This is a genomic window from Nonomuraea sp. NPDC049158, from assembly GCF_040648335.1.
Taxonomy (GTDB): Bacteria; Actinomycetota; Actinomycetes; order Streptosporangiales; family Streptosporangiaceae; genus Nonomuraea.
The window spans coordinates 1-22,025 of record NZ_JBEZDM010000015.1; the positions used below are offsets into that span (position 1 = coordinate 1).

Below are 22,025 nucleotides of genomic sequence, written 5' to 3' on the forward strand. Positions count from 1 at the left end.
GCCGCGGCCGTGCTCGCTCCCGCCCGGGCGGCGTTCGCCGGCGGGCTCAACACGGCGGCCGTCATCGCCGCGATCATCGCCGCCGGCGCGGCGGTGCTGGCGATGCGCCGGCTGAGCCACATCCCGCTCACCGGCAGCACCCCCGGCCAATGACCGCCGGACGCAGCCGGCTCGCCCGCCCGGCAGGCGGCGGCAACCGGCCTGGAAGAGCACACAGCCCCCCAATCCGCTGCCCCCTTGCCCCCCATCTGGGAGGACCATCGTGATAGTCATCCGTCGCGCCACGCCCGATGACGCCTCCACCGTGTACAGCCTCATCCGTGCGCTGGCCGAGCACCAAGGCCAGCCCTCGGCCATCACGGTGAGCGTCGACGACCTGAAGCGGATGCTCGCTCGCCCGGAGATCACCTACCTGATCGCCCAACGGGACGGCCGGGCCATCGGCTACGTGTCCTGGCTGCAGCGGATCCATTTCTGGTCCGGCGAGGACTACCTCGCGCTGGACGACCTGTACGTGACCGGCGCGGAACGCGGCCACGGCGTAGGAGAGGAGTTGATGCGGGCCGTCGCCGAAGCCGCCAACGGCAAGCTGATCCACTGGGAGGTCGCCGAGGCCAACGTGGCCGCGCAACGCTTCTACGCGCGCATCGGCGCCACCCTCGTCGCCAAGAAGATCGGCCGCTGGCAACCGAGATAGTTGAAGCGGCGCCTCCCCGGATGTGCGCTACGCCCTCAACTACACGCCCCGGCGCGGGCCCTCGGCTTTGCACGGGCAGCGCCAAGTACCCCGCCGGGTGGGCCCGCCACCGCCTGGCGGCCTGGCTCAATCCCAGCATCGGCACGACGACGATGCACGGACGAGGGAATTGCGCGCCCCCTCCACTCGCCTCTGGCGCGAGTGAAGAGGCACAGGCCAGCAGGGAGAGCAGTAGCGGATATTGCGCTACTGCACACTATGCGCATCAGAATGGAGCGTAACCATGACCGACCCCACTCCGCCCGTACGGCGGTCACTGTTCCTGCACGCGCCCATCCGGCGCAGGCCGCGCGCCGTGCTGGAGCGCATGCTCGCCCTCGTGGACGACGACACCCCACCGGACGGCCCCGACGGCCCCGTCGCCACCGCCGCGAAGGCCTCGGGATAGGTCTGCCGCTTGTCGTACTCGGCCAGGGCCCGGTAGATGCTGGCCAGGCCGGGGTTGCCCTTGCGCCCGTGGGGGTCAATATGTCAATAGGGTCGTTTTGTCACCAAGGACGGAAGAGCCTGAGCCATGGCTGCACGCCGCGGCGGTGCCGATCGGAGCGGGACGGGACAGGGGATGGTGCCGTTTGTCCTGCTCGCGCTGGCCGATGCTCCGAGGCACGGCTATGTGCTGGCCGGCTACCTGGCCGATCTCGGTTTCCGGCGGGCCGCGCAAGATGCGTCGGTGGTCTACCGGGTGTTGCGCCAGCTGGCGGAGGAGGACCTGGTGACGGCGGAATGGATGCTGGGTGATGACGCACCACCGCGCCGCACCTACCGCCTGACCCCGGCGGGTGAGGCCTACCTGCACGAACGCGCGACTGATCTGCAGCGACAGGCCGAGCGCATCGAGGTGTTCCTCGACCGCTACCGCCACCTGTTTCCCGCAGAGGAGACCACGTCAACGCCGCCTCGCCATCCAGCGCGACCAGGCACGACACCCAACGACGCAAACGGCCAGTAACCGAGACCGGACAAGGAGACGGACATGCACGCTCAAGATGAAGCGCACCAACAAGATCGCGCACCGCAGTTATCGCGCCGGGACGCGGTGACGGCCGGCGGCCTGCTCGCACTGGCAACGGCAGGCGTGACGGGGTGGACGACGAGCGCATCGGCGACCAGCACGACACCGGGCCAGGCGGCAGCGACCAGAACCACCATCCGCCTGGCCAGCGTCACCACCATCCAGGACGGAGGCCTGCTGCCGCGCCTGCTCGCCCCGTTCGAGGCGCGAACCGGCCGGCGCGTGCAGGTCTACATCGGAGAAGACGTCTACGCCAAGGCCCGCGCCGGCGAGGCCGACCTCATCTTCTCCCACTTCGGGCACACCGACACCCAAGCGTTCATCACCGACGGCCTCGGCCAATGGCCACGGACGGTGTTGTTCAACGCCACCGCGTTGATCATGCACACGAGCGACCCGGCCGGCGTGGCCGGGCTCACCGATCCCGTCGAGGCGTTCGGCCGCATCGCCGCCGCGCGTGCGCCCTTCATCGCCACCGCCACGCCGGGGCTGACCTACATCGCCGACATCCTGTGGAACGCCGCCGGCCGACCGGACAAGACCGGCTGGTACCAAGACACGGGACTCCAACCGCAAGCGGCCATGCGAGCGGCCGCCCAGCAGCGGGGCTACAGCCTCTGGGGCCTCACCCCGTTCCTCGTCTGGCAGAAGGACAACCCGCTCCCCTTACGCCCTGTGCTGTACGGCGATGAGATGTTTCACCGCATCATGGTGTCGGTCGTGGTCAACCCGGCCAGGTTCCCCCGCGCGAACGTGGCCGGCGCGCTGGCCCTGCAGGACCACCTGCTCCAGCCCGCCACCCAAGCACTCATTCAAAACCACCGCTACCCCGGCCTCGACCAGCCCCTGTTCTGGCCGGCAGGCCGCGACAACGCCTCCGAACTTTTGCCCGCACCGTCCGGCACCCACGCCGGCCCCAGGTAGCAGCGTGGGTGCCCCGCACCGGCACCCACACCGCAGCGAGCCGATGACCGGCCCAGACGGTTCACTCGATCGATTGCCCGAGTCGAGACGCCTACCACCACCTCACCGAACCCTGGTACAGAGCACTCCGCCAAACCAGGCGCCGACCCGCCCCTGCGGCGGCAGCGCCTGGAGGGGCCCGTCCCCGAGGGCCTAGCCGCCATCTTGCGGGCAGCCAGATCCCGGCCCCGTCAAAATCCCGCCGACCGTAGGACGCGCCCAACCGGCAGCAGCGGTCCCGACCGGACGGCCAGCCGGTGGATTGGGAGCGCCGCCTGGCGCGGGGGTCAGATCAGGGACTGGACGGCGTACAGGCAAGCCAAAGCAGTGGCCAAAACACCCAGAAGCAGCCGTAGCGCGGTCTCCGGCAGCCGGGGCTGCAGATGAGCGCCGACGTAGCCGCCGATCAGCCCACCCAGCCCACACAGCAAGCCCAACCCCCACTCAGGCGCGATATCGCCAGGAGTGCTCAGCGCCAGCACGGCGTAAGTGAGCGCCCCGGCGATCGAGGTAACGAACGTCGTGGCCAGCGCGGCGGGGGCGACCTTCGTGACCGGCAGTCCACGCCCCACCAGGATCGGCCCGAGCAGCGACCCACCGCCGATGCCGTACATCCCGCCCACCGTCCCCACGGCCACCGCAAGCGCGGTGATCATAGGCGGCGACGGGCCGTCCGGCGCACCGTGGCCGCGCGCCGGGCGCAGCGTGCGCACGCACAGCCATAAGCCCAGCGGAAACAGCAGACAGGCCACCAGGAGGCGAAACACCCCAGAGCCGGGCAGGAGGAAGACCCGCACCAGCGCACCGATGACGACGCCGGGCAAGGTACCCAGCACCAGCAGACGGGTCAACGGCCCACCGAGATCGCCGCGCTTGCGGTAGCGCAACAACGCCCCCGGAGTGGCCACGACGTTGAACAACAGGTTGGTCGGCGTCACCGCTGGGTTGGGCACATTCAACACGCTGAGCTGGACCGGAAGCAGGAACACCGCTCCAGACACCCCGACAGGCGTGGTCACCACCGAGATCAGCAAGCCAGCGACAAACCCCAGCAGTCCCTGCCACCAGTTCACGGACGTACCACCCAAACGTTCACGCCCACATTGTTCGTCATGGCCGGCCCACGCCGCCCCGACGGCCTCGGGGTAGGCCTGCCGCTTGTCGTGCTCAGCCCAGGGCCCGGTAGATGCTGGCCAGGCTCGGATTTTTCGGCCGCCTCGCTCAATGAACCCGCACGCTGCTGACCTGCGGAAGTGTAGGGGTGTGTAGGGATCCAGGTATTGGTTCTGTATGTATAGGCGCGTAGGTGGAACAGATAGACCCTACACAGCCCTACAAACACCCGCTGAAGTGCAGGAACACAAAGAGAAGCCCTACACGGCTGCGGTCAATCCCAGCGCTCGCGGCCTATCTGGAACAGATGTAGTCGAATGTAGTCATCCGTATTACAATGTAGTCGTGTCGAACAAGCCGACCACCGTCCGGCTGACGGACGAGCAGAAGGCAGTGAACGAACCAGCGTCGCTACAGCCGTTGCTACAGTCGGCCCCCAGAAACGACTCAGGGAGTCCCTTGAGATCAAGGAACTCCCTGGTAGTGCTCTGTGCGGCCGGAGGTACTCGAAACCCCAACCTTCTGATCCGTAGTGAGGACTCGATCGTCCACAGACGTCCTCCAGGCTCGTGGTTGCCTGATTAAGCGGCAGAAACGGGCGCAGCCAGTCCACCACCGTCCACAGTTATCCGAGACCGTTGTTAGCACTCCCGTTAGCAAAGATCGGCGCTCGGCCCTCGTGCTTCGGTGGCAAGTGGACCCGTACCGCAGGGCCGCCAAGCCCGAGGACGGAAGCCACGCGGCAGCATGACCTTCCGCTTTCAGGTGTAGCGATCGCCTTGTTGCTTCGCTTCGCCCTGGAAGTGCACCGCAGCCTGGCGAGTGAAGCGGCTCTGAGCCGACGGCAGTTCAGCCGTCTGGTCCGGGTGTCGTTCGCCAAGGTCGCCGAGTACCAGCGGCGGGGCCTGATCCACTTTCACGCCATCGCCCGGCTCGTCGGCCACAGCGGCACGGCTGTCACCAAAGCCGTCTACCGCAAGCAGATCCGCCCCGTACTCCTGCAAGGAGCTGCGGCGGTGGACGATCTCTTCGCCCGTTAGTCACTCACCCATGCGAAAGGGTGCCACCCTAAAGAGTGACACCCTGCTCGACCAGTAGAAAACCTGGTCGGGACGACAGGATTTGAACCTGCGACCCCTTGACCCCCAGTCAAGTGCGCTACCAAGCTGCGCTACGTCCCGGTTGTGTCGATCACCCCCTGCGGGGCGAGACGTCATAACCTTAGCGCACATCAGAACCGCACGTGTACTCAGCAGGAGGGGCTCGTGGGGCGCAGGCCGACCGTCGATCGGGGTGAGCTGGCCAGGCTCGTCGCCGAGGGGATGAACGTGCAGGAGTTGGCCGCGCACTTCGGGGTCAGTGAGTCCGGGGTGTTGCAGGCCAAGCGGGCCGCGGGCCTGGCCAAGCCGATGCTCGATCACAGCCGGGCCGTACCGTGGAAGCTGGAGCGGAAGCACGCGCAGTCCGGGCCCGCCACGAACCTGCGGAACCTGTCCGCCGCCGCGCAGGGGAAGCCGCCGGCGGCCGAGCGGTTGAATACCGCGTTGCGGTGGGCTCAGCGGCTTGTCGATGCCGGGCTCGACGTCGGCTACGACAGCGTGAGCGGGTTCAGGGAGGTCGCCGCCGCCCCCGGTGACTCACACGTCGCGGCAGTGCTGGCAGCGGCCAGGAAAGCGCTGGAAGGCCCCTGACACCGGCGTTTCGGGCGCTCGTACGGGGGCAGTCGCTGGTCTCGACAATAGAGACCGGAGGCGAACATCATGTCCACCTTGATCTGGGTGGTCGTCGTCGTGGTCGCGGTGGTGGCCCTTGCCGCAGTCGGCTATGTGGTGTTGCAGCAGCAGCGCCGCAGCCGCCTCCGCGCACGTTTCGGCCCCGAGTACGAACGCCTGATGGCTGAGCACGACAGCAGGCACGACGCGGAGCAGGAGTTGCTCGCCCGGGAGCAGCGCCACTCCGAGCTGGACATCCGGCCCCTGCCGGAGGAGTCACGTGACAGCTACGCCACCCGGTGGAACGAGGTGCAGGAGCGCTTCGTCGACGCCCCCGGGTTCGCGGTATCCGAGGCCGACCAGCTGGTGGCGGCGGTCATGGCGGAGCGCGGCTACCCCACGGAGGACTTCGAGCAGCGGGTGTCCGATCTGTCCGTCGGGCATGCGACCACCCTGGACCACTACCGGGCAGCCCACGAGATCAGCGGGCGCGCCGCCAGGAAGGAGGCCTCCACCGAGGACCTCCGTCAGGCGATGGTGCACTACCGCGCGCTCTTCGAAGAGCTCCTACAAGAGACCACGCGAGGACGGTGACCGATATGACGAGCGACGAGCTGAAAGTGCCGTCGCAACGGGCGGACCAGGTCGACGACGATGGCGAGCGCGCCGACGACCCCCGCGGGAACGATGTCCATGCGGGTGGCTTCCGTACGGATGACGGCCACGCGCATGACGACGCCTCCAGGGACGGCTTCCGTACGGACGATGACCGCGTGGGCGGGTTCCGTGCCGACGCCGATCCAGACGAGGATGTCAGGGACGGCGACACCCCCAGGGACGACTTCCGCGCGAACGACACCCCCACCGCCGACCTGAGTAGGCGTGACGAGCAGTCGCGGGCGACCGTCGCCGAAGAGAACGACGAGAGCGAAGAGAACGACGAGGGGAACGGCGCTCGTCACCACGAGCCCTACGCCCCGACGGGCGGCGACATGCTGGCCGAGCCTGAATACGCCGACGACGTGGCCGGCGAGCCCGTGGTGGTGGAGAGCGCGCCGGCCCACGCGGCCCCTCAGTCCGTCGTCCTGTTCGACCAGGACCCGGCCGAGGTGCAGGCCCGCTGGCGCGAGCTGCAGACCTCGTTCGTCGACGACCCCGGCGACGCCGTCCAGCGGGCCGAAGGGCTGGTCGAGGAGGTCGTCGAGGCGATCACCAGCAGTCTTACGGCTCGTACGAGCGAGCTGCGCGAGCGCTGGAAGGGCGGGGACGACACCGAGCAGCTGCGGCTGGCCCTGCGCGACTACCGGGTCGTGCTGGAGCGGCTGCTCACCCTCTCAGGCCACGAGACCGGCCGCGAGACGAGCCAGGCAACCGGCCATGAGGTAAGCCACGCAACCGATACGGGCTACGGAACGAGGTAACGGGACATGCTGGCGATAGTCGCGGCGATCATTTTCGGGCTGGGCTTCCTGCTCGACCTGCTGAACGTGCGCATCGGGTCAGGGATCTCCGGCACGACGTTCATCCTGCTCGGCCTCACGCTGCTGGCGCTGCACCAGGCGGGCATCGGCACGGCCAGCGTCAAGAGCTACGGCGGCTGGCGAGGCCGTACCCGCCGATAGCGGACAGAGCACGACAGCGCGCGGCGCACTCGATCACGAGGCGTCGCGCGCACATGTCGGTTCAGGTCTGGTGGCCAGGAAATCACATCCGGGAAATCACATCCGGGAAACGTACGTCAGGTCTTGCTGGGGAAGCGCATGGTGACCGTGCTGCCCTCGCCGCCCACCCGCAGGGACAGGTCGGAGGAGAGCAGGCGGGCCACCCAGAGCCCCATCCCGCCCACCGAGCCGGGCATCGGGCCGGGCTTCCAGGTGCCCTCGTCGTGTACCTCGACCACCAGCTCGCCGTCGTGGACCCAGGTGCGCAGCTGCGCGTCGACCGTGCCGTGGGTGACGGCGTTGGTGGCCACCTCGTTGACGGCGATGACGAAATCGCCCACCGCCTCCTCCGCCATGCCCACCTCGCGGGCCTCGGACGCGGCGAACTGACGCACCTGCGGGAGGTCCGGCAACCGGAAGCTCAGCTCTTTCACCGGCGCGCCCGGTGGCGGGCTGATGGAGCCCGCCTGAGGATCGACATCCTCGTTCACCCGGTAACCGCCTTAATCAGCTGACTAGCTCACTACGTAGCTGGTCCAGCACTTTACGGAGGATTCGCGATACATGCATCTGAGAGATGCTGAACTCTGCCGCTATTTCGGCTTGTGTCATGTTCCCAAAGAAGCGGAGCAGCAGGATGTGCTTCTCACGCGATGGCAGCGCGTCGATCAGCGGTTTGACGGCCTGCCGGTCGACCATCTTGCTCAGCGTATCGTCGTCCTCCGGGATCACGTCGCCGAGCGAGGCCGCGTCGTCCTCACTTCCGAGCGGCGCGTCGAGCGACAGCGTGCTGTAGGCGGCCGAGGCGTCGAGCGTGAGCAGGACGTCCTCCTCGCTGATGTTCATCTTCGCGGCCAGTTCGGCCACGGTCGGGGATCGTCCCAGGTCCTGGCTGAGGTCGGCGACGAGCCGGTTCAGCTCGGCGCGGCGCTCCTGGTAGAGACGCGGCACCCGGATGGCCCAGGTACGGTCGCGGAAGTGGCGCTTGACCTCTCCGGTCATCGTGACGACGGCGTAGCCCCTGAAGGCGTGGCCGAGAGTGGGGTCGAAGCCGTTGACGGCCTTCATGAGGCCGACGTACGCGGCCTGCAGAAGATCCTCCAGAGGCTCGCCGCGGTAGCGGTAGCGTCTGGCGATCTCCATGGCGAGCGAGCGGTGCATCTCGACGATGCGCTCCCGCAGGCGTTCGCGGTGACTGTCGGTAGCGGCTTCGCCGGCCATTTCGGCCAGCAACTCTTCGGCGGTCAACTCCTCGAGGACAAATTCCCGCACAGCCATGGCTGCTCCTCATATGGGTCGCAGGGCCGCCTCCACCTGCAGAAAAAGCCCATGCAGAGGCCTGCCTCGCTCGACATCCGAGACGGAAGCCCTCTGCTGGACTTCGGATCCAGTGTCCCCCCTCACGGCAGAAGTATTCCTCCTTCGTGCGGTGACAGTAGGGTTGCCCCGTGACAATGCCGGAGAACGGCGAAGGGGCGGTGACGGCCCTGAGCCTTACGTCGTCGACCGTGGACGAGATCACGGTGATCAAGGTCGATGGCGTGCTCGACGCCACGACGCGCGAGCAGTTCGCGGACTACCTCTCTCTGGCGGGCTCCGAGCTGATCCTGGACCTGGCCGGGGTGACGTTCATGGACTCGCGCGCGCTCGGCCTGATCGTCCACCATTGGCAGACCAGCCTGGCGTCGGGTGCCAGGTTTGCCCTGGTCGGCGTGGAATATTCAAAGTCCAAGGTCATGTGGATCACCGGGCTCGCGCAGCGGCTGCCGCTGTACGACACGCTCGACGACGCCTTGGCCGCCATTGGCTGAGCGCATCAGCACATTCCATTCGAGCAACTAGCGACGCGACTTCTTCTGGTGCTCGTCGACCAGGAGCCTGGCCAGGTCCGCCACCTTGACCTGGTGGTGCTGTGAGATCCGGCGCAGTTCCTCGAAGGCCGCCTCGGACGAGCACCCGCTGGTCTTCATGATGATGCCCTTGGCCTGGTCGATCACCGAGCGCCCGGCCAGGGCCTCCTGGAGCTGGGCGGCGTCCGTACGCGCTTCCTCGAAGTCCCACAGGTTGGCCATGGCCACGCCCACCTGCTCGGTCAGCATGTCGGCCAGCGCCTGGGCGGCCTGCGGGGAGAAGGCGGCCGGCCGTACCGAATAGAGGCCGATGACCAGCAGGACAGGGTCGAGCCGGATCGGCACGGTGAGCGCCGAGCGCACGCCCCAGCGGGCGGCGAGCGGCGCGTAGCGCGGCCAGCGCGAGTCGCTGAGCACGTCCGTCACGACCACCCGGCCGCCGGTCAGCCTGGCGTCGGTCGACGGGCCCTCGCCGAGGTCGCGTTCGCCCTCGACCAGCATGATGAGCTCGCTGTGCGAGCCCGACACCAGCACCCGCTGGTCACGCCAGTGCTCGGCGGAACCCCCCGAGCAACCGGGGACTCCGTCGGCCAGCGCGGTCGTCAGACCGCGCAGCACGCTTTCCGTTGAGTTGTCTTCGCCCAACCGCCCGAGAGTCGCCAGGTTACGGGCAAGTCCGGGGGTGATCATCGCCGTTGATTTCATAGCAGCTAGGCCCTACCCCTTATAGCTAGCATTATCCAGCGTGGCGTAGCGTCAGAGAATGACCATGCCCGGCCTCGAACACGCCCTGGACGCTCTGTCCGGACGTGTTTCCTCCCTGCGCGAGGCGCGGGCGGCCTACCCCTCCGACCTTGCGCCGACTCTAGACGCCGCACTCGCGGAACTCGACACCGCCGCCGAACTGCTGGCCGAGGCGCGTGAAGCGCTGCGCAACGCGCCCAAGCGGCAGGGCGGCAAGAAGGACGGGGCGCAGCGGGAGCTGAAGCTGCTGCGCCAGGTCTACCGGGCCTTCCCCGTGCCGGTGATCGTGCTGGACGGCGGCGGCGTGGTCCGGCGGATCAATCCCGAGACCTCGCGGATGCTGGGCAGCCCCGACGGCTACCTGGTCGGCCGGTCGTTCCCGCTGCTGGTGGACGTGTCGCGACGGGCGGCGTTCCGCTCGCACCTGATGTCGGTGCTGCAGACCGGGCAGCCGGCGGCGTTCGAGTCGCGCCTGGCGCACCAGGGCAGGACCCACACCGTCCAGGTGGCCCTGACCCGGCTGACGATGCCCGGCGAACCGCAGCAGATGGTGGCGGCCGTGGCGCTGCCGACCGAGGTGCAGCTGCCCGAACCGGGCGCCCGGCGGCCCGAGCAGTCGGACGCCGCGCTGCTGCTGGCGGCGGCCAAGCGCCAGGACCTGCTGGCCACGATGACCACACTGCTGCTGGACGAGGAGGCGCTGCGGCAGCCTGTAGCGCTGCCCAGGGCGACGCGGCTGCTGGCGGCCGGCTGGGCCGACTGGGTGATCGCGGACGTCGTACGCGACGGTCTGGCCCGCCGCGCGGCCGTCGTGGCGCCCAAGGACCACCCGCTGGGCGACCTGGTACGCCAGATCGAGTCCGCCCAGCCGGCCGCGAGCCATGTGGTGACCCAGGTGCTGGAACGCGGTTCCGGCGTGGTGCACGAGATGGTCGACGACGAGACGCTGCTGGGCTTCTGCGCCGACGGGCCGCTGCTGACGGCGATGGGCGCCGGCTCGATGCTGTGCGTGCCCATCGGCCCGGCCGACGGCGTGCTCACGCTGGTCAGGTCGCACGCCCGGCCGCCGTTCACGCTGGCCGACCTGGGGGTCATGCAGGAGGTCGGGCTCCAGCTCGGGCTGGCGGTACGCGCGCAGAGAAGCTTCCAGAGCCGTTCGCGGGCCGCCGACGCGCTGTCGGCCACCGTCGCGCCGCGCAACCTGCCGGACGTGCCCGGGTACGAGGCCGCCGCGATCTACAATCCCGGCGCGTCGGTCGGCGCCGAGTTCTACGACGTCTTCCCCGTCGCGGACGGCTGGGCGTTCGCCCTCGGCGGCGCCGCGGGCAAGGGCGAGGAGGCCGCGTCGGTCAGCGCCATGGTCAGGGGCGGGGTCCGGGTGCTCAGCGTCTGGGAGTCCGATCCCGACGTGGTGCTGCGCAAGGTGAACGAGGCTCTGGTGACGCAGGGCACCGGCATGTTCGTGATGGTCGTGGCCGGGTTCGTCCGGGGCCGCAGGATCCGCCTGTCGTCGGCGGGGCATCATCCGGCCGCGCTGCTGCTGCCCGACGGGAGCGTCCGCTTCGCCTCGGGTGGCGGCGTGCCGCTGGGCATCTCGCCGGAGGCCGAGACCGAGGCCGAGGAGCTCACCGTCGCGGTGGGTGAGACGCTGCTGCTCTACTCCGAGGGGCTGATCTCCTCCAGGAACGAGGTCGGCGAGCCGTACGGCGAGGAGCGGCTGGCCGATGTTCTGGGCAGATGCGCTGGTCAGGCGCCTACGACCATCGTGAAGGCGGTCGAGGCGGACCGGCACGCGTTCTCCGGCGGGCAGGTGTGGGACGAGATCGTGGTGCTGGCTCTGCGCGGCGTCTGATCTGCGGGGGTTTGCGGTTGAGCCATCTTTGGGTAAGGTCGGGGGAAGAACGACGTGCCTAAGACGCAGGCACACCTTGAAAGCTGTTTTCACGCTGAGGTGTGCCATGAATATCGCGATCGTCGCTTCCGCTACCGGCAACAAGCGCCACCACATTCTCTCCGTAGCGCGTGAACTGGGACGCGAGCACCACGTCACCATCTACTCCCGTCGTGACAGTGCCGAGGGCAAGGCCAGGACGCGGGTGGCGCCGGGAGTGATGATGGAGCACATCGAGGTGGGCCCGGCCCGCGATCTCGCCCCCGCCGACGTGATGCCGTACCTCAAGGACGTCGGCCAGTATCTGAGCCGGCGCTGGAGCCAGGAACGTCCGGACGTGATCCACGCCCACTCCTGGACCGGCGGCCTCGCGGCCGTCACGGGCGCCAGCGGCCTGGGGGTGCCGGTCGCCCAGACCTTCCACACCGTCGACGCGGCCCACGTGAAGCTGGAGCGCGCGCTCGGCCGCAACGCCAGAGCGGTCATCGCCGGCTCCGGTGACGAGGAGTCGGCGCTGATCCGGCTCGGCGTTCCGCGCAACAACATCGCCATCGTGCCGTACGGCGTGGACACCGAGCGCTTCCACCGTCAGGGCCCGGTCGCCACGCGCGGCAGCCGCAAGCGCCTGCTGCACCTGGGCCCGCTCACCCCCGAACGCGGCGCCCCCACGATCATCCGCGCGCTGCAGGGCCTCCAGGACGTCGAGCTGGTGCTCGCCGGCGGCCCCGAGCCGGAGCTGCTCGACGGCGACCGGGAGGTACGCCGCCTGCGCGCCCTGGCCCAGCAGCTCGGCGTGGCCGACCGGGTGACCCTGCTCGGGCAGGTCAAGCGGACCGCCGTACCCAAGCTCATGCGCAGCGCCGACGCCGTGGTGTCGGTGCCGCGCGAGGCCACGACGGGGATCGTCGCGCTGGAGGCCATGGCCTGCGGCGTACCCGTGATCGCCTCGGCCGTGGGCGCGCACCTCGACTCGATCATCGACGGCGTCACCGGCCTGCTGGTGCCGCCGGACCGTCCCGCGCGGACCGCGCGCCTGGCCCGCGAACTGCTGACGGACCCGACGCTGCGCACCGCGCTCGGCTACGCGGGCGCCGACCGTGCCCGTTCGCGTTACTCGTGGGAGCGGGTCAGCCAGGAGCTGGTGCGGGTGTACGAACTCGCCTGCGCTTAAAGTTCCTTTTATGCTGATTCACCCTTGGGACGCGGGCACCGACGAGCAGTCCCTGGCGTACGTGAAGGACAACCAGTTCGGGCACCTGATAGCCGCGGGCCGCGGCCGTGAGGTGCCCGTCGTGGTGCCGACGCAGTTCCTGCTCGTGGACGAGCGGACGATCGTCCTCCATCTGGCCCGGCCGAATCCGGTCTGGGCGGCGATCGACGAGAACCCCAAGGTGGTCATGTCGGTGGCCGGTCCCTGGGCCTACATCCCCGGCCGGTGGCGGGCCGAGCCCGGTGTCGAGCCGGAGCTGGGCGTGCCGACCACGTTCTACTCCTCCGTCCAGCTCATCTGCCGGGCCGAGATCGTCAAGGAGGCCGAGGGCAAGCTGGAGATCCTGCGCGAGCAGCTCGCCGACCTCGAACCCGGGCAGGGCGATCCGGCCCGGATGCCGCGGCTTCTGTCGGGCATCCAGGGGGTTCGGCTGGCGATCGAGGAGATTCGCGGCAAGTTCAAGTACGACGGGCACAAGGATGACGCTCACCGGCAGCGGGTCGCCAAGGGGCTGACCGAGCGCGGCGGGCCCGGCGACGCCTCAGCTCTCAGCCACCTGTAAGACGCGTCAGCCTTCAGCCACCTGTGACCGGCAGTAGCCGGGCCGCTTTGAGGCCCAGGTGAACGGTCAGGCGGTCGTCGCCCTCCGAAAGGTCCCGGTGCAGCGTCCGCTCGGCCTTGGCCAGCCGGTAGTAGAGCGTCTGGCGGTGGATGCCCAGCTCGGCGGCCGTCTTCTGGGCGTGGCCGCCGTGGTCCAGGTAGACCTCCACGGTGTGCGCCAGCTCGGCGTCCAGCGCCGCCGTCTCGGCCGCCAGCTCGCGCAGGTCGCTCTGGCCGAGCCGGGCCAGCAGCCGGTGCACGCCCAGGTCCTCCCACCGGGCGACGGGGGCGAAGCCGGGGAAGTGCTCGGCGACGCGCAATGCCTGCCGCGCCTCGCGCCAGCTCTGCCAGGCGTCCGCCGGGTCCGCCCGGGGGGCGCCGATGCCGGCCGCCGTGCCGTACGCGCTCTGCAGCGTCTGGGCGACCTCGGCGGCCAGGTGCGCGGGGGCGAGCAGTGCGACGGGCGAGCCGGCGCGGGCCAGCACCCCGCGCGGCAGCGTCCAGAGGGCGGCGACACGCTCCTCCGACTCGCGGACGGCGATCGCGGTGACGGGCCCGAGCACCTCGATGGAGGCGCCGGCCCGCTCCTCCGGGTCGGCCGAGAGCAGCGCGCGCAGGCCGCGGCCGAGGTCGTGGCGGCTCCTGGCCTCCTGGGCGAGCGCGGCGGCGGCCCTGGCGACGAGCGGGGCCGCCCGGCTCAGCGCCTCCTCGGTGAGGCTGCCGGAGTCGAGCAGCCACAGGTACCCGTAGGTGACCTCGCCGTGGCGCAGCGGCCAGCAGACCCGGGCCAGGACCTTGAGGTCGGCGTCCGCGGGGATCCTGACCGGGCCGTGGGCGCGGGCGATGCCGTAGCGTTCGAAGTAGTCGCGGACCTCGCCGGTGGCGCGCCTGCGCAGGATCGACTCCTGGCGGACGGTGTCGATGTCACCGTGCTGCGCACCATACGCCAGCAGGCGGAACGAGCGGTCCTCCAACGTCGCGGACGCCCCCAGCAGGCGGGCGAGCTCGTCGACGGTCTCCTGTAGATCTGCCGAATTGTGCATTTGTATGACAGCCTGCCACAAGCGGCGTTACGCGCGTCGATGGCCCTGTTGTGAGCTGCGCTTTTAGGCTGAGAACATGCTGGGTCAACTGCTACTCGCCACCTCCCGGAGCGCGCTGGTACGCCGCTCGGTATCCGGCTTCCCCCTCACGCGCAAGGTCGTCGACAGGTTCGTCGCCGGTGAGAGCGTTCAGGAGGCCCGGACCGCCATCGAACGGCTGCGCGACGCCAAACTCGCCGTCACCGTCGACCATCTCGGCGAGGAGACCCGCGACGCCGACGCGGCGGCGGCCACCGCGAAGGCGTACATCACGCTGCTCGACGCGCTGCGCCCGCTCGATCTCGGCCGCCGGGGCGAGGTGTCGGTGAAGCTGTCGGCCGTCGGGCAGCGGCTCGACGACGCGATGGCGCTGGAGCACGCCCGCGAGATCTGCGCCGCCGCCGACGCGGGCGGCTCGACCGTGACCCTCGACATGGAGGATCACACCACCGTCGACTCGACGCTCGCGATCCTGCGCAAGCTGCGCGCCGACTTCCCGTCGACCGGCGTGGCGATCCAGGCCTACCTGTTCCGCAGCGCGGACGACTGCCGCGAACTGGCGGTCGAGGGTTCGCGGGTACGCCTGGTCAAGGGCGCCTACCGCGAGCCCGCCTCGGTCGCGTACCAGGGCAAAAGCGAGGTCGACAAGGCGTATGTGCGATGCCTGCGGACCCTCATGGCGGGGCAGGGGTACCCCATGGTGGCGACGCACGACGACCGGATCATCTCGATCACCGAGCTGCTCGCCGACCGCTTCGGCCGCGGGCTCGGGTCCTACGAGTATCAGATGCTGTACGGAATCCGCACCGACCGGCAGGAGGACCTCGCCGGGGCCGGTCACACCGTGCGCGTCTACGTTCCCTACGGCGACGACTGGTACGGCTATTTCATGCGCCGCCTGGCCGAGCGGCCCGCCAACGTCGCCTTCTTCCTTCGTGCCCTTGGGGGTAAGTAAATGGACGCCATCAGCAACGTGCCCGTTCCCGCCAACGAGCGGGTGTACGGCTACGCGCCGGGCAGCCCGGAGCGTACGACGCTGGAGAACCGGATCAAGGAGCTGTCCGGGTCCTCGATCGACCTGACCATGACGATCGACGGCGAGCGGCGGCTGGGCGGCGGCGCGCCGATCGACGTGGTGCAGCCGCACAACAAGGCCTCCGTCCTCGGCCGCATTCAGGACGCCACGGCTCAGGACGTACGGGACGCCGTCGACAGCGCGCTGCGCGCGGCTCCGGCCTGGCGGGCGCTGTCGTTCGACGAGCGGGCGGCGGTCTTCCTCAAGGCGGCCGACCTGCTGTCCGGGCCGTGGCGGGCGACGCTGAACGCCGCGACCATGCTCGGGCAGTCGAAGTCGGCGCAGCAGGCGGAGATCGACTCGGCCTGTGAGCTGATCGACTTCCTGCGGTTCAACGTGGCCTACGCGCGGCAGCTGTACGCCGACCAGCCGGCGTCGTCGCCCGGGGTGTGGAACCGGATGGAGTACCGGGCGCTCGAGGGCTTCGTGCTGGCGATCACCCCCTTCAACTTCACCGCCATTGCCGGAAATTTGCCGACGTCGGCGGCCTTGATGGGAAATGTCGTTGTCTGGAAGCCTTCGCCCACGCAGCAGTTCGCGGCGCACTTCACGATGCGCCTGCTGGAGGAGGCCGGCCTGCCGCCGGGCGTGATCAACATGGTCACCGGCAACGGCCAGGCGGTCTCCGAGGTGGCGCTCACGCACCCGCAGCTGGCGGGCATCCACTTCACCGGCTCCACGCCGACCTTCCAGCACCTGTGGGGCACCGTCGGCGCGAACATCGCCTCCTACCGCGGCTACCCGCGCCTCGTCGGCGAGACCGGCGGCAAGGACTTCGTCCTGGCCCACCCGTCGGCCGACCCGGCCGTGCTCGCCACCGCGCTGGTCAGGGGCGCCTTCGAGTACCAGGGCCAGAAGTGCTCGGCGGCGTCGCGGGCGTACGTGCCGCGCTCGGTCTGGTCGCGCATGCGTGACGACTTCGTCTCCGCGGCCGAGTCGCTGACCGTGGGCGACGTGGCGGGCGACCTGTCGACGTTCATGGGCGCGGTCATCGACGACCGGGCCTTCGCCAAGCACAAGGCGGCCATCGACCGGGCTCGCGGCGCCTCGAACATCGACCTGCTCACCGGCTCCTACGACGACTCCACCGGCTATTTCGTGAAGCCGACGATCCTGGAGTGCGCCGACCCCACGGACGAGATCTTCGTCAAGGAGTACTTCGGGCCGATCCTGGGCGTACACGTCTATGAGGACGGCGACTTCGACGCGGTGCTCGACCAGATGGAGAGCGTCTCGCCGTACGCGCTGACCGGGTCGATCATCGCCCAGGACCGCTACGCGATCGCCTCGGCCGCGGAGCGGCTGCGCTTCGCGGCGGGCAACTTCTACATCAACGACAAGCCGACGGGCGCGGTCGTGGGCCAGCAGCCGTTCGGCGGCGCCCGCGCCTCGGGCACCAACGACAAGGCGGGCTCGATCTTCAACCTGATCCGCTGGGTGAACGCCCGCACGATCAAGGAGACCTTCGTCCCGCCGGTCATCACGGGTCCATACCGGGGTGACATTCCGCAGTCGGCGTTCGAGCAGCCCGACCTGAAGCGGCTGGGTTACTGAGGCCCAGGTGAGACCCCCGGACTCGGGGGTCTCACCTATGACCAGCTCGCCCGCTCCGCGGAAGCGCTACCGGCCTCTGCGCGCTGTGTGGTGTGGAGCTAGCCGACGATGAGACGGGCGTCGGCGAGGGCGGCCAGGGCCAGGCCGGCACACAGGAGGGCCACCGGCCATGCCTTCTGGGTGAGGGCTATTCCAGCACCCGCGAGGAGCGCTACGGCTGACAGGATAGGGAGGATGTCCATAGTGGAGGTCCCTGCCCGGGGAAGCGGCCTCTAGCAGTGCGGGTCTCGCGCTCGTGGGACATTCGGGAGCACGTTCTGCTCCGCAAGAGGACGGCGGCATAGTGCGGCGAGGTTTCGTCCGAGCGGCGGAGTGCGGTTTCGCGGTCGGCCGGCACGCGCCCGAGGTCAGCGGTCCACGAGCACCCGGCCGAACTCGACCAGTGGGGTAGCGCCGGCGAAGTTGCGATCGACCTGGGCCCGTTCGGCCGCGCTCGGATTCGCGTTCGTGCAGCTCACCGGAGCGCTGGAGCCGGACATCAGGTCGGAGCAGAGGCCGGTGCGCCGGTCGGGCAAACCTAAGATGTGGCCGATCTCGTGGGCTGCGATGCGCACCGGGTTGTAGCCCTGCGAGGTGGCTTCCCTGCCCATCCAGATGGTGCCCCGGCCCAGGCTCGTGGGCAGGGTGCGGGGCCAGCCGTTGTCGGCGACGACGACGAAGTCGGCGGGGGTGCCTGCGACGAGGCGGACGTTCGTGACACTGGAGTTCCAGATCTGCGCGGCCTGATCGACCGCGCCGCGGAACTCGGCCGCGCGGCCGGCGTCGTACCGGAGGGTCCTGAGCAGGGGCGCGGCCTGCGCGGGCGAGGCGGTCAGTAAGAACGCGACGGTGAGGATGAGAGAGAGCGCGAGACGCAGGGGTTTGTGCATCGGGTCTCCTCGGACAGTGGGGGTGCTGTCACGGTAGGCGCGATGACGCTGTCCGGGGATAAGCCAGTTTGCCCCTATTACCGTGGTATGGAGCTTGGGCCGCCCGCGAGTCGGCGACCAGCCCAAGCCTCCGCCCAGTCGCTAGACAGAGAGTTCGTCGAGGATGGCGGCCACCTCCGCCGCTCTGAACAGGAACCCGGCATGCGTCGTGTCCAGGGTGTGAACGTCGTAGGGATTGTCGGGAACTCGGGGTGGCGGGTCGAGGGCCTGACGGGCTGGTTGAGATGGATGACACGTGGATCAGTCCGATCGCGTCGACGCGCGGCGAACACGCGTGATGTCGGCACGGCGCGTTGAGCCGCTGATGAAAAGGATGGTGGACATGCCCGCCGGTGAGCTCGCCGAAGTCCGGTGATCGCTCAGGGGATCACACAGGTCCTGGGCGGCATCAAATACTGCTCTCTCAGCGCCGTGATCAGCTCGGCGTCCACGCCCAGCCGGTCGATCGCGTAGTCCCGTACGGAGCCATGGCCGGCCGCCAGCTCCGCCAGGCAGAGCCGCATGATCTCGCCCGGCGCGCGCCCGTAACCCGGCCACTTCAGCGTCCGGTCCGGATAGGCCGCCCGCCAGTCGGCGACCAGCCGTTCGGTGGCCAGTTCGGTGAGGGCGAAGTCCTCCACGATGGTCTCCTCGTCCACCCCCAGCAGGGACAGCAGCAGCGCGGCCAGCAGCCCGGTACGGTCCTTGCCCGACGCGCAGTGCATGACGAGCGGCGCGCTCTCCTCGGCGGCGATCACCTTCAGTGCCTGCCCCAGCTCCTCCACGCCGTCCAGCGCGACCTCGGCGTACCGGTCGGCGAGGAAGCGGACGGTGTCGATGTCCGTGCCCAGCTCGGCCTGGTCGTAGGGCTGATGCTCGATGCTGAGGTTGTGGTAGGCCAGGCCGTCGCTGTCCGGTACGCGGCCCCTGGCGGCTATCTCCCACGGGTAGCGCAGGTCGATCACCGTACGCACGCCCAGGTCGAGAAAGCGCCGCCAGTCCTCGCCCTGGAGCTTGGCCAGGGAATCGGAACGGTACAAACGCCTCCAGCGCACCGTACGACCGTCGCGAGTACGGTAACCGCCCAGGTCCCGGAAGTTGTGCAGCCGGTCGAACGCGATGTGCCTCATTGAGCACACCTTATGAGGTAGGCGGGACCTATGGACGTAGCCGGTAAACATGCCCAGATTGGTGGACATATCCGTCTACGCCCGGAGGTACGCGTGAAGCGTGTCATCGTCCTGGCTGCCTGCACCCTCGTGGCTACCGCTATGGTCAGCCCCGCTCAGGCAGTCCGGACCGCAACCGCCTCGGCAACCGAATACATCGTCTTATACAAGGAAGGGGTGCGGCCGGACGTCGCCCGCAAGGCCGTCCAGGCGGCCGGCGGCACGGTGGTCAAGGAGAACACCGCGGTCGGCGTGGCCACCGTCTCCACCACCAACACGGGCTTCGCCGGCGCCGTCGCCGCGAACGCCTCGATCGAGGGCGTGGCGCACAACCGGTCCATCGGAACGGTCCCGTCCGCCGCCCGCTCCGCCGCCAAGGCGCGCAAGGCCACCGACGCCGTGGAGAAGGCCGCTGACGGCGCCCCCGCCGCCACCACCTTCGGCAAGCCGGGACCGACGGCCGAGCCGCTGTCGGAGCTGCAGTGGGACATGAAGCAGATCCACGCCACCGCCGACGGCTCCTACCGCCACGAGCAGGGCGACCCGGGGGTGCTGGTCGGCATCCTGGACACCGGGGTGGACGCCTCACATCCGGATATCGCCCCCAATTTCAACCGGGCGCTGAGCCGTAACTTCACGGTCGACATCCCGGTCGACGCCAACGGCGATCCGATCGACGGGCCCTGCGAGGCCGAGCCGGACCACTCCTGCACCGACCCCGCCGACGTGGACGAGAACGAGCACGGCACGCACGTGGCCTCCTCCATCGCCTCGCCCATCAACCGGCTCGGCGTGGCCGGCGTGGCGCCCAAGGTGTCCATCGTCAACCTCCGGGTCGGCCAGGACTCCGGCTTCTTCTTCCTGCAGCCGAGCGTGGACGCGCTGACGTACGCGGGCGACCACGGCATCGACGTGGTGAACATGAGTTACTACATCGACCCGTGGCTGTTCAACTGCGTGGACAACCCGGCCGACTCCCCCGCCGACCGCGTGGAGCAGGCCACCATCATCAAGGCGACCCAGCGGGCGCTGAACTACGCCCACGACAGGGGCGTGACGCTGGTGTCCGCGGCGGGCAACGGCGGCACCGACTACACCAAGGAGCTCGTCGACGGCTCCAGCCCCGACTTCGCCAGCGTGCCCGGCGAGGCGCCGTACGACCGGACGATCCCGCCGAGCTGCGTGTCCATGCCCAGCGAGGGCAACCACGTGATCGCGGTGTCGTCCACCGGCATCAGCAAGCGCAAGGCGTACTACTCCGACTACGGCAACGGCTACGTGGACGTGGCCTCGCCCGGCGGCGACGCCTACGACAACCCGGCCACCACGCGTGACGTGACCAGAGCGACGCTGGCCGCCTATCCGAAGTCGCTGGCCGAGGAGAACGGGCAGCTCAACCCCGACGGCACGCCGAACACCCCGTCCGTGGTGCGCGACTGCCGCGGCTCGGTCTGCGGGTACTACACCTACCTCCAGGGCACCTCGATGGCCTCGCCGCGGGCCGCGGGCGTGGCGGCGCTGATCGTCAGCCGGTTCGGCCACCGCGACCGCGCTCACGGCGGCCTGACCATGAACCCGGACGCGGTGGAGGCGGCGCTGAAGGCGACCGCCACCAAGACCCCGTGCCCGGAGCCCCGCGCGTTCACCTACACGCGCATCCTGCCGGACGGTACGACGACGACGGCCACGCACACCTGCGAGGGCGGCAGGTCGCGTAACGGCTTCTACGGCTCGGGCATCGTCGACGCGTTGAACGCGTCCCGATAGCCCCACGGCATGACCGGTGCGCGTCCGTGAGGCAAAGGCGGACGCGCACCGCGTCAGCGAGGGCGGTCGCGCGCCGGTGTGCGCTATGACGTCTGGGCGCGGATGCCCTCGATCACCAGCGCGAGCTCGCTCTCGAAGAGGTCCTCCGAGGTCATCGACCCCAGATGGGGAGCGACCGCGCCCAGATGCGGCAGCCCTTCGACGTCGACAGGGGCATGGCCGAGCAGCACACTGTGCCCGTCACCGGAGGACTCCCGGTGGACCCGCCCCACCACCACGTCCATGAACACCGTGAACCACCGCGCGGTCGCCGCGCCCTCCAGACCCGCGCTCCGGATGATCCCGATCACCGTGTCGAACAGCCGCAGCGCCCCGGGTCCGTGTCCGTGCCGGGCCGCCAAGAGGTCGGCGAAGCCGGGATAGGCGAGCAACGTCGCACGCAGCTCGCGGGCGAACACCCGGAGCTGCTCCGGCCACGGCCGATCCGCCTCGACCGGCGGCACCACGGCCGCGGCGACGGCGTCGGCGACGAGCTCGATCAGCGCCTCTTTGTCGGCCACGTGCCGGTACAGCGCCATGCGCGACGCCCCGGCCTCCTCGGCGACCCGGCGGATGGTCACCGCGCCGAGGCCCTCGCGCCGGGCCAGGTCGAGCGCCGCGACGACGATCCGCTCGCGGTTGAGGCTGCCCCACGCCCGCCGGTCCCGCGTGCTCATGCGGTGGACACTACACTTGCGGACACTGTCCGTAAGACTTAGGGTTGCCTATCCTTGGCCAAGGAGGCGACTTGACCACGACCACCCCGCCCGCGCGACACTGATCGCCGCGAGCCTGGCCGCCAGTTCGGCGCAGACGATCGTCGTCGCGGCCTTACCCGGCTTCCAGCGTGAGACCGGC

The 22,025-nt window shown here is 69.5% G+C and carries 25 protein-coding genes and 1 tRNA gene; 16 read left to right on the forward strand and 10 right to left on the reverse strand.

Features of this window, described 5'->3' with window-relative positions; genetic code table 11:
• Window positions 1-262: 262 nt before the first annotated feature.
• The 4 genes from AB0B61_RS29625 to AB0B61_RS29640 all read left to right on the forward strand — a co-directional run bounded on the left by AB0B61_RS29625 (window position 263) and on the right by AB0B61_RS29640 (window position 2,693).
• Window positions 263-697 (forward strand): GNAT family N-acetyltransferase, encoded by a 435-nt coding sequence (locus tag AB0B61_RS29625; RefSeq protein WP_358438491.1) that lies wholly within the window; start codon window positions 263-265, stop codon window positions 695-697.
• 283 nt (window positions 698-980) lie between these two features.
• Window positions 981-1,145 (forward strand): hypothetical protein, encoded by a 165-nt coding sequence (locus tag AB0B61_RS29630; protein WP_358438494.1) that lies wholly within the window; start codon window positions 981-983, stop codon window positions 1,143-1,145.
• Window positions 1,146-1,319: 174 nt separating this feature from the next.
• On the forward strand, window positions 1,320-1,706 hold the full coding sequence (locus AB0B61_RS29635) for a helix-turn-helix transcriptional regulator (protein WP_358438497.1): 387 nt from the start codon (window positions 1,320-1,322) through the stop codon (window positions 1,704-1,706).
• Between the two features lie 24 nt (window positions 1,707-1,730).
• Window positions 1,731-2,693, forward strand: a complete 963-nt coding sequence (locus tag AB0B61_RS29640) for a hypothetical protein (RefSeq protein ID WP_358438499.1) — start codon at window positions 1,731-1,733, stop codon at window positions 2,691-2,693.
• Between the two features lie 326 nt (window positions 2,694-3,019).
• On the opposite strand, the gene AB0B61_RS29645 is transcribed toward AB0B61_RS29640, so the two are convergent.
• Window positions 3,020-3,805 carry a sulfite exporter TauE/SafE family protein gene (locus tag AB0B61_RS29645; RefSeq protein WP_358438502.1) on the reverse strand — a complete coding sequence of 262 codons (786 nt, stop codon included), beginning with the start codon at window positions 3,803-3,805 and terminating at the stop codon, window positions 3,020-3,022.
• Window positions 3,806-4,624: 819 nt separating this feature from the next.
• Between AB0B61_RS29645 and AB0B61_RS29650 the strand changes: the two genes are divergently transcribed.
• Window positions 4,625-4,885 carry a replication initiator gene (locus AB0B61_RS29650; protein WP_358438505.1) on the forward strand — a complete coding sequence of 87 codons (261 nt, stop codon included), beginning with the start codon at window positions 4,625-4,627 and terminating at the stop codon, window positions 4,883-4,885.
• 64 nt (window positions 4,886-4,949) lie between these two features.
• On the opposite strand, the gene AB0B61_RS29655 is transcribed toward AB0B61_RS29650, so the two are convergent.
• Window positions 4,950-5,026, reverse strand: a tRNA-Pro gene (locus AB0B61_RS29655).
• An 84-nt stretch (window positions 5,027-5,110) separates the two neighbouring features.
• Here AB0B61_RS29655 and AB0B61_RS29660 point away from each other — a divergent pair.
• The 4 genes from AB0B61_RS29660 to AB0B61_RS29675 all read left to right on the forward strand — a co-directional run bounded on the left by AB0B61_RS29660 (window position 5,111) and on the right by AB0B61_RS29675 (window position 7,179).
• Entirely contained in the window at window positions 5,111-5,536 is a 426-nt protein-coding gene (locus AB0B61_RS29660) for a hypothetical protein (RefSeq protein WP_358438507.1), read from the forward strand.
• A gap of 69 nt (window positions 5,537-5,605) precedes the next feature.
• A complete protein-coding gene (locus tag AB0B61_RS29665; protein WP_358438510.1) occupies window positions 5,606-6,151 on the forward strand; it encodes a hypothetical protein in 546 nt (181 codons plus the stop codon).
• Window positions 6,152-6,156: 5 nt separating this feature from the next.
• On the forward strand, window positions 6,157-6,978 hold the full coding sequence (locus tag AB0B61_RS29670; RefSeq protein ID WP_358438513.1) for a hypothetical protein: 822 nt from the start codon (window positions 6,157-6,159) through the stop codon (window positions 6,976-6,978).
• Between the two features lie 6 nt (window positions 6,979-6,984).
• A complete protein-coding gene (locus AB0B61_RS29675; protein ID WP_225291618.1) occupies window positions 6,985-7,179 on the forward strand; it encodes a hypothetical protein in 195 nt (64 codons plus the stop codon).
• A 116-nt stretch (window positions 7,180-7,295) separates the two neighbouring features.
• Here the strand turns inward: AB0B61_RS29675 and AB0B61_RS29680 are convergent, their stop codons facing one another.
• Window positions 7,296-7,709, reverse strand: a complete 414-nt coding sequence (locus tag AB0B61_RS29680; protein ID WP_358438516.1) for an ATP-binding protein — start codon at window positions 7,707-7,709, stop codon at window positions 7,296-7,298.
• Between the two features lie 16 nt (window positions 7,710-7,725).
• Window positions 7,726-8,496: a SigB/SigF/SigG family RNA polymerase sigma factor gene (locus AB0B61_RS29685; RefSeq protein ID WP_358438518.1), complete on the reverse strand. Its 771-nt coding sequence runs from the start codon at window positions 8,494-8,496 to the stop codon at window positions 7,726-7,728.
• 176 nt (window positions 8,497-8,672) lie between these two features.
• Between AB0B61_RS29685 and AB0B61_RS29690 the strand changes: the two genes are divergently transcribed.
• Window positions 8,673-9,029 carry an STAS domain-containing protein gene (locus tag AB0B61_RS29690; RefSeq protein WP_357946367.1) on the forward strand — a complete coding sequence of 119 codons (357 nt, stop codon included), beginning with the start codon at window positions 8,673-8,675 and terminating at the stop codon, window positions 9,027-9,029.
• 27 nt (window positions 9,030-9,056) lie between these two features.
• Here the strand turns inward: AB0B61_RS29690 and AB0B61_RS29695 are convergent, their stop codons facing one another.
• Window positions 9,057-9,713, reverse strand: a complete 657-nt coding sequence (locus tag AB0B61_RS29695) for a GAF and ANTAR domain-containing protein (protein ID WP_358438520.1) — start codon at window positions 9,711-9,713, stop codon at window positions 9,057-9,059.
• A 118-nt stretch (window positions 9,714-9,831) separates the two neighbouring features.
• Here AB0B61_RS29695 and AB0B61_RS29700 point away from each other — a divergent pair, with 118 nt between their 5' ends.
• The 3 genes from AB0B61_RS29700 to AB0B61_RS29710 all read left to right on the forward strand — a co-directional run bounded on the left by AB0B61_RS29700 (window position 9,832) and on the right by AB0B61_RS29710 (window position 13,475).
• Window positions 9,832-11,664 carry a SpoIIE family protein phosphatase gene (locus tag AB0B61_RS29700; protein WP_358438523.1) on the forward strand — a complete coding sequence of 611 codons (1,833 nt, stop codon included), beginning with the start codon at window positions 9,832-9,834 and terminating at the stop codon, window positions 11,662-11,664.
• A gap of 106 nt (window positions 11,665-11,770) precedes the next feature.
• Complete coding sequence (locus AB0B61_RS29705; RefSeq protein ID WP_358438526.1) at window positions 11,771-12,874, forward strand: glycosyltransferase; 1,104 nt, start codon at window positions 11,771-11,773, stop codon at window positions 12,872-12,874.
• 10 nt (window positions 12,875-12,884) lie between these two features.
• Window positions 12,885-13,475, forward strand: a complete 591-nt coding sequence (locus tag AB0B61_RS29710; protein WP_358438529.1) for an FMN-binding negative transcriptional regulator — start codon at window positions 12,885-12,887, stop codon at window positions 13,473-13,475.
• A 13-nt stretch (window positions 13,476-13,488) separates the two neighbouring features.
• Here the strand turns inward: AB0B61_RS29710 and AB0B61_RS29715 are convergent, their stop codons facing one another.
• Window positions 13,489-14,556: a helix-turn-helix domain-containing protein gene (locus tag AB0B61_RS29715; RefSeq protein ID WP_358438532.1), complete on the reverse strand. Its 1,068-nt coding sequence runs from the start codon at window positions 14,554-14,556 to the stop codon at window positions 13,489-13,491.
• 76 nt (window positions 14,557-14,632) lie between these two features.
• On the opposite strand from AB0B61_RS29715, the gene AB0B61_RS29720 reads away from it, so the two are divergent.
• Together AB0B61_RS29720 and pruA are read left to right on the forward strand one after the other, a co-directional pair.
• Window positions 14,633-15,550 (forward strand): proline dehydrogenase family protein, encoded by a 918-nt coding sequence (locus tag AB0B61_RS29720; protein WP_358438534.1) that lies wholly within the window; start codon window positions 14,633-14,635, stop codon window positions 15,548-15,550.
• Entirely contained in the window at window positions 15,551-17,224 is a 1,674-nt protein-coding gene (gene pruA / locus AB0B61_RS29725; protein ID WP_358438536.1) for an L-glutamate gamma-semialdehyde dehydrogenase, read from the forward strand.
• A 98-nt stretch (window positions 17,225-17,322) separates the two neighbouring features.
• Here pruA and AB0B61_RS29730 read toward each other — a convergent pair whose 3' ends face one another.
• The 3 genes from AB0B61_RS29730 to AB0B61_RS29740 form a co-directional block, all read right to left on the reverse strand.
• Complete coding sequence (locus tag AB0B61_RS29730; protein ID WP_358438539.1) at window positions 17,323-17,466, reverse strand: hypothetical protein; 144 nt, start codon at window positions 17,464-17,466, stop codon at window positions 17,323-17,325.
• Between the two features lie 165 nt (window positions 17,467-17,631).
• The gene (locus AB0B61_RS29735) at window positions 17,632-18,153 is read right to left on the reverse strand and encodes a snapalysin family zinc-dependent metalloprotease (RefSeq protein ID WP_358438542.1); all 522 of its coding nucleotides are present in this window, start codon (window positions 18,151-18,153) and stop codon (window positions 17,632-17,634) included.
• 419 nt (window positions 18,154-18,572) lie between these two features.
• Complete coding sequence (locus tag AB0B61_RS29740; protein WP_358438545.1) at window positions 18,573-19,322, reverse strand: tyrosine-protein phosphatase; 750 nt, start codon at window positions 19,320-19,322, stop codon at window positions 18,573-18,575.
• Window positions 19,323-19,538: 216 nt separating this feature from the next.
• Between AB0B61_RS29740 and AB0B61_RS29745 the strand changes: the two genes are divergently transcribed.
• Window positions 19,539-21,128 carry a S8 family serine peptidase gene (locus AB0B61_RS29745; RefSeq protein ID WP_358438547.1) on the forward strand — a complete coding sequence of 530 codons (1,590 nt, stop codon included), beginning with the start codon at window positions 19,539-19,541 and terminating at the stop codon, window positions 21,126-21,128.
• An 83-nt stretch (window positions 21,129-21,211) separates the two neighbouring features.
• Here the strand turns inward: AB0B61_RS29745 and AB0B61_RS29750 are convergent, their stop codons facing one another.
• Window positions 21,212-21,844 carry a TetR/AcrR family transcriptional regulator gene (locus tag AB0B61_RS29750; RefSeq protein ID WP_358438550.1) on the reverse strand — a complete coding sequence of 211 codons (633 nt, stop codon included), beginning with the start codon at window positions 21,842-21,844 and terminating at the stop codon, window positions 21,212-21,214.
• Between the last annotated feature and the right edge of the window lie 181 nt (window positions 21,845-22,025).